Origin of the sequence: Parvibaculum sp., assembly GCF_049672805.1 — a bacterium.
Lineage (GTDB): Bacteria > Pseudomonadota > Alphaproteobacteria > Parvibaculales > Parvibaculaceae > Parvibaculum.
This window is the reverse complement of the sequence record NZ_JBATWS010000025.1, coordinates 1-6,271: the sequence shown is the minus strand read 5'-3', so window position 1 is coordinate 6,271 and position 6,271 is coordinate 1. Positions and strand designations below refer to the sequence as shown.

7 protein-coding genes, 1 tRNA gene and 1 pseudogene are annotated in these 6,271 nt (G+C 60.3%); all 9 read left to right on the top strand.

Annotated elements, in window-relative coordinates; all coding sequences use genetic code 11:
* Positions 1 to 126 (top strand): annotated as a pseudogene (gene tuf / locus WBF74_RS00915) (elongation factor Tu); the annotation flags it as partial.
* A gap of 36 nt (positions 127 to 162) precedes the next feature.
* Positions 163 to 238: transfer RNA gene (locus WBF74_RS00910), tRNA-Trp, on the top strand.
* A gap of 102 nt (positions 239 to 340) precedes the next feature.
* Positions 341 to 541 carry a preprotein translocase subunit SecE gene (secE, locus tag WBF74_RS00905; protein ID WP_424433913.1) on the top strand — a complete coding sequence of 67 codons (201 nt, stop codon included), beginning with the start codon at positions 341 to 343 and terminating at the stop codon, positions 539 to 541.
* Between the two features lie 33 nt (positions 542 to 574).
* The gene (nusG, locus tag WBF74_RS00900; RefSeq protein ID WP_424433911.1) at positions 575 to 1,105 is read left to right on the top strand and encodes a transcription termination/antitermination protein NusG; all 531 of its coding nucleotides are present in this window, start codon (positions 575 to 577) and stop codon (positions 1,103 to 1,105) included.
* 106 nt (positions 1,106 to 1,211) lie between these two features.
* Positions 1,212 to 1,640: a 50S ribosomal protein L11 gene (rplK, locus tag WBF74_RS00895; protein ID WP_424433909.1), complete on the top strand. Its 429-nt coding sequence runs from the start codon at positions 1,212 to 1,214 to the stop codon at positions 1,638 to 1,640.
* A gap of 5 nt (positions 1,641 to 1,645) precedes the next feature.
* Positions 1,646 to 2,347, top strand: a complete 702-nt coding sequence (rplA, locus tag WBF74_RS00890) for a 50S ribosomal protein L1 (protein ID WP_424433907.1) — start codon at positions 1,646 to 1,648, stop codon at positions 2,345 to 2,347.
* Positions 2,348 to 2,734: 387 nt separating this feature from the next.
* Positions 2,735 to 3,253 (top strand): 50S ribosomal protein L10, encoded by a 519-nt coding sequence (rplJ, locus tag WBF74_RS00885; RefSeq protein WP_424433905.1) that lies wholly within the window; start codon positions 2,735 to 2,737, stop codon positions 3,251 to 3,253.
* A gap of 48 nt (positions 3,254 to 3,301) precedes the next feature.
* Positions 3,302 to 3,676 carry a 50S ribosomal protein L7/L12 gene (rplL, locus tag WBF74_RS00880; RefSeq protein ID WP_424433903.1) on the top strand — a complete coding sequence of 125 codons (375 nt, stop codon included), beginning with the start codon at positions 3,302 to 3,304 and terminating at the stop codon, positions 3,674 to 3,676.
* A gap of 172 nt (positions 3,677 to 3,848) precedes the next feature.
* Positions 3,849 to 6,271: DNA-directed RNA polymerase subunit beta (rpoB, locus tag WBF74_RS00875; RefSeq protein ID WP_424433901.1), on the top strand; the 2,423-nt coding region annotated here is incomplete at its 3' end.

Genomic DNA, 6,271 nt, shown 5'->3' with positions numbered 1-6,271 from the left:
GGCGACAACGTGAAGATGAACGTGACGCTCATCGCGCCGATCGCGATGGAAGAGAAGCTCCGCTTCGCCATTCGCGAAGGTGGCCGCACCGTCGGCGCCGGCGTCGTCTCCAAGGTGTTGAAGTAATACGAAGTCGAGGTTGCCGCTTCGGCGGCAACCTTTAGGAGTGTAGCTCAACTGGTAGAGCACCGGTCTCCAAAACCGGGGGTTGGGGGTTCGAGCCCCTCCACTCCTGCCACTGCCCAGGGCGGCGGGTGGCAGGCCGGGGAGTGGTCCCGGGCCAGACGAACGGGAATGGCTCCATCGGGCCGGGTGCTGCAAGGGGCATTTGAGAAGAGAGATGGCGAAGACTAATCCACTCGAATTCCTCCAGCAGGTACGCTCGGAAACCTCGAAGGTGACCTGGCCGACCCGGCGCGAGACGATCATCACGACGGTGATGGTTTTCATCATGGTTGCGTTTGCGATGGTGTTCTTCTTTCTGGCCGATACGGCAGTGAGCTATATCGTCTCGCTGGTGCTCGGCTTGGGCGGTAACTGAGGTCAGGGGCTTCGGCTCCTAGCGGAAGAAAAAATGGCTAAGCGCTGGTACATCGTTCACGCCTACTCGAACTTCGAGAAGAAGGTTGCCGAGTCGCTGCGCGAGCAGGCGGAGAGCCAAGGTCTCTCTGATCAGTTCGAGGAAATCCTCGTTCCCACCGAAGAGGTGGTCGAGGTGCGCCGTGGCCGCAAGATCAATGCGGAGCGCAAGTTCTTCCCCGGCTATGTGCTGGTGAAGATGGAAATGACGGACGAGGCCTATCATCTCGTTCGCAATACGCCGAAAGTGACAGGCTTTCTTGGCGCGGAAAACAAGCCGCAGCCGATCAGCCAGGCAGAAGTTGACCGCATTCTGCATCAGGTGCAGGAAGGCGTGGAGCGGCCGAAGCCGTCTGTCACTTTCGAGATTGGCGAGCAGGTTCGTGTTGCAGACGGACCCTTCGCTTCGTTCAACGGTTTCGTCGAGGAAGTCGACGAGGAAAAGGCACGGCTCAAGGTTGCCGTGTCGATTTTTGGCCGGGCTACCCCGGTCGAACTCGAGTACGGGCAGGTGGAAAAGCTCTAGGGCTTTCAAACCTCCCGCAAACCCGTGGGAGGCGCCAGGAACCTCGGTTCCGATGCGCTGTGAACCACTAACCCAATGAAGCCGGCCTATCCGGCAGGGGAAAGAAATGGCGAAGAAAATCGAAGGCTATATCAAGTTGCAGGTGCCGGCAGGCGCGGCGAATCCCTCGCCGCCCATCGGTCCCGCGCTCGGTCAGCGCGGTCTCAACATCATGGAATTCTGCAAGGCGTTCAATGCCGCTACGCAGAAGATGGAACAGGGTATGCCGATCCCGGTCGTGATTACGGCCTATTCGGACCGTTCCTTCACTTTCGCGATGAAGACGCCGCCCGCGACCTACTTCCTGAAGAAGGCTGCGAAGATCACGTCCGGTTCCAAGGCGCCGGGTCGCACCAGCGCCGGCACGGTTACGCTCGCGCAGTGCCGTGAAATCGCCGAGACGAAGTTCGCTGATCTCAATGCGAACGATCTCGATCAGGCGACGAAGATTATTGCAGGTTCCGCCCGGTCCATGGGCCTTCAGGTAGTGGAGTGAGCGTAATGGCGAAGGCAGGAAAGCGTATTGAAAAGGCCCGCGAGGGTATCGATCGCAAGAAGCTTTACGACCTCGGGGAAGCCGTGAAGCTCCTCAAGGAGCGCGCAAGCGCGAAGTTTGACGAGACGATCGAAGTGGCGATCGCTCTGGGCGTTGACCCGCGCCATGCGGACCAGATGGTTCGCGGCGTTGTCTCGCTGCCGAACGGTTCCGGTCGTACGGTTCGTGTGGCCGTGTTCGCGAAGGGCGACAAGGCCGATGCTGCCAAGGCGGCAGGTGCGGATATCGTCGGTGCGGAAGATCTCGCCGAGATCATCCAGTCCGGCAAGATCGAGTTCGATCGGTGCATTGCCACGCCGGACATGATGCCGCTGGTCGGCCGTCTGGGTAAGGTGCTCGGCCCGCGCGGCCTGATGCCGAACCCGAAGGTCGGCACGGTGACGCCGGATGTGGCCGAGGCGGTGAAGGCCGCCAAGGGCGGTGCGGTGGAGTTCCGCGTCGAGAAGGCCGGCATCGTTCACGCTGGCGTCGGCAAGGTCAGCTTCACGGAAGACCAGATCACGGGCAACATCCGTGCGCTGATCGATGCCGTTCAGAAGGCGAAGCCGACGGGTGCGAAGGGCACCTATATCAAGCGGATCGCCGTCAGCTCGACGATGGGCCCCGGCCTGAAGATCGAGCCGCAGAGCGTTGCGGCAGGCGCGTAAGCGCTGACAAGAGTTTCCGTTCGAGTCTTTCGGGACACGGACGGCGAGGAACGGACGGGATGTGCAGTCTCTTCGGTGAGAACCGGAGGGGCTGCGCCATCGTCCGTTTACCTGTCCGAGACTGCGGGTGCCTCCGTTCGCAAGAATTGAGGCTTAATCACCAGAGAGGGTGGCCGGCAATAGACGGGAGTTGAACGATTTCGCGGAACCGACGGTTCCGCGGGGTCGGTTGGAACCCGGGACAGGCAAGTGAGCGCCGCTCGGCGCGTTAGCGGGAAGAGTAACCCGCAAGACGAGCGGCAAATGCCAATGGCGGAGGAGGAAGGCCATGCCTTCTGCAATCCGCCCCCAAATGTACGAGGGTTTCGTACATGACGGAGAGAGCAAGTGGACAGAGCTGAAAAGGAAGAGCTCGTAACGCATCTCAACGGCGTTTTCGCAAATGCCGGTGTGGTCGTTGTTGCCCACTACAGCGGTCTTACCGTGAACCAGATGTCTGATCTGCGTTCGCGGATGGCCAAGGCTGGTGCTTCGTTCAAGGTGACGAAGAACCGGCTTGCAAAGCTCGCTCTGGATGGCACCCCGATGGGAGGGATCAGTGATCTCTTCACGGGTCCGACGGCAATCGCCTATTCCGACGACCCGGTTGCAGCCCCCAAGGTTGCCACCGAGTTCGCCAAGGAAAACCAGAAGCTGGTGATCCTGGGCGGCGCGATGGGCGAGACGGTTCTCGATGCAAAGGCGGTCAAGCAGCTTGCTGATCTGCCGTCGCTCGACGAATTGCGGGCCAAGATTGTCGGCATGATCCAGACCCCGGCCACCCGTATCGCGGGTGTGCTGCAGGCGCCTGGCGGCCAGCTTGCCCGAGTGCTGAATGCCTATTCCACCAAGAGCGAAGCGGCGTGATCGCTGCGGTGAACCTATCCAACCGAACCTGTATAGAAAGACATAGAAATGGCTGATCTCGAAAAAATCGTCGAAGAACTTTCCAACCTGACCGTCCTTGAGGCGGCCGAGCTCTCCAAGCTGCTCGAAGAGAAGTGGGGCGTTTCCGCTGCTGCTCCGGTCGCGGTTGCCGCGGTCGGTGGTGCGGCTCCGGCTGCCGCTGCTGAAGAGCAGAGCGAGTTCGAGGTTGTTCTCGCCTCTGCCGGCGACAAGAAGATCGAAGTGATCAAGGAAGTTCGCGCGATCACCGGCCTTGGCCTCAAGGAAGCCAAGGACCTCGTCGAAGGCGCTCCGAAGACCGTCAAGGAAGGCGCGTCCAAGGAAGAAGCCGAGAAGATCAAGGCCCAGCTCGAGAAGGCTGGTGCCAAGGTCGAACTCAAGTAAGTTCGCCTGCGTGACTGAGGCCGGAGCGGGGCAGGTGCCTTTCGCTCCGGCCAAACGCGGTACCCCCAGTGCCGCACCGACAGGAAGAATGACGGGCCTGAGACCGGGCTGCCCCTTTCTTCTACTTTTAGCCCGGACGCCGTTCTAAAGCAGAGCGTTGCGAGGAGCACAGATGACGCAGTCCTTCACTGGTCGAAAGCGGGTTCGCAAGGTCTTCGGTAACATTCCGCAGATCGCGGAAATGCCGAACCTTATTGAAGTTCAGAAATATTCATACGACCAGTTCCTGCAGGTTGAGGAACCGCAAGGCGGACGTGAGGAGCAGGGTCTCCAGGCCGTTTTCAAGTCGGTTTTCCCGATCAGCGATTTTTCGGAAACCTCCACGCTGGAATTCGTGAACTACGAATTCGAAGCTCCGAAATATGATGTGGAAGAGTGTCAGCAGCGCGGAATGACTTTCGCTGCGCCGCTTAAGGTGACGCTCCGGCTCATCGTGTTCGAGGTGGATGAGGATACGGGCGCGAAATCCGTCAAGGACATCAAGGAGCAGGATGTCTATATGGGCGACATGCCGCTCATGACGGAGAACGGTACCTTCGTCATCAACGGAACAGAGCGCGTCATCGTTTCGCAGATGCATCGCAGCCCGGGCGTGTTCTTCGATCACGACAAGGGCAAGACGCATTCGAGCGGCAAGCTGCTTTTCGCCGCGCGCGTCATTCCCTATCGCGGCTCCTGGCTTGATTTCGAATTTGACGCAAAGGACATCGTCTTTGTGCGTATCGACCGTCGCCGCAAGCTGCCGGTGACGACGCTGCTTTATGCGCTGGGTCTCGACTCGGAAGAAATCCTTTCGACCTTCTACAAGAGCATCGCCTTCACCAAGGTGAAGAATGGCTGGCGTGTGCCTTTCGATGCGGATCGCTATCGTGGCGTGAAGCCGGAGCGTGATCTGATCGACGCGAAGACCGGCAAGGTCGTCGTGGAGGCGGGGCGCAAGATGACGCCGCGCCTTGCGAAGAAGCTTGCTGAAGACGGCCTTAAGGAGCTGCTCGTTCAGGACGAGGATCTCTTCGGCCGCTATCTCGCTTCGGAAATCGTCAACATGGAAACCGGCGAAATTTTCGCCGAAGCCGGTGACGAGATCACACCGGAACTGCTCGAGTCGCTTGTCGAGGCGGGCTATGACGAGATCACGACGCTCGATATCGACCATGTGAATACCGGTGCTTTCATCCGCAACACGCTTGCGGCGGACAAGTGCACGAACCGCGAGCAGGCGCTGGTGGATATCTACCGCGTGATGCGTCCCGGCGAGCCGCCGACGACGGAAACGGCGGAAGCGCTGTTCAACAGCCTCTTCTTTGATCCCGAGCGCTATGATCTTTCTGCGGTTGGCCGCGTGAAGATGAATATGCGTCTTGATCTGGACTGCCCGGATACGGTGCGTGTCCTCCGCAAGGAAGACATCCTCGCCGTCATCAAGACGCTGGTCGATCTGCGCGACGGCAAGGGCGAGATTGACGACATCGACAATCTCGGCAATCGCCGCGTGCGCTCGGTCGGCGAGCTGATGGAAAATCAGTATCGCGTTGGCTTGCTGCGCATGGAGCGTGCGATCAAGGAACGCATGTCCTCGGTCGATATCGACACCGTCATGCCGCATGACCTGATCAATGCGAAGCCGGCGGCCGCTGCTGTGCGCGAATTCTTCGGTTCCTCGCAGCTCTCGCAGTTCATGGACCAGACGAACCCGCTCTCCGAGATCACGCACAAGCGTCGTCTCTCGGCGCTCGGGCCGGGCGGTCTGACGCGTGAACGTGCGGGCTTCGAAGTGCGCGACGTGCATCCCACGCATTATGGCCGCATCTGCCCGATTGAAACGCCGGAAGGTCCGAATATCGGTCTCATCAACTCGCTTGCGACCTTCGCCCGCGTGAACAAGTACGGCTTCATTGAAAGCCCGTATCGTCGCGTGGAAGGCGGCAAGCTGACTGATGAGGTCGTCTACCTCTCGGCGATGGAAGAAGCCCGCTACCGCATCGCACAGGCGAATGTGGAAGTGGACAAGAAGGGCGTCATCCAGGGCGAGCTCGTGAACTGCCGCGTTGACGGTGACTTCGAACTGGTGCCGCCGGAGCAGGTCGATTTCGTTGACGTGTCGCCTAAGCAGATCGTGTCTGTCGCGGCTGCGCTCATTCCGTTCCTTGAGAACGACGACGCGAACCGCGCGCTCATGGGTTCGAACATGCAGCGCCAGGCTGTCCCGCTGCTCCGCGCCGAGGCTCCGGTCGTCGGCACGGGTATGGAAGGCACCGTTGCCCGCGATTCAGGCGCGGCGATCGCAGCGCGCCGCGGCGGCGTGATCGACCAGGTCGACGCGACCCGTATCGTGATCCGTGCGACCGACATGGTCGAGCCAGGCAGGTCGGGCGTCGACATTTATCGCCTGCAGAAGTTCCAGCGCTCGAACCAGAACACCTGCATCAACCAGCGTCCGCTGGTGAAGGTGGGCGACGTCGTTCGCGCCGGCGACATCATCGCCGACGGTCCCTCGACCGAGCTTGGCGAACTGGCGCTCGGCAAGAATGTGCT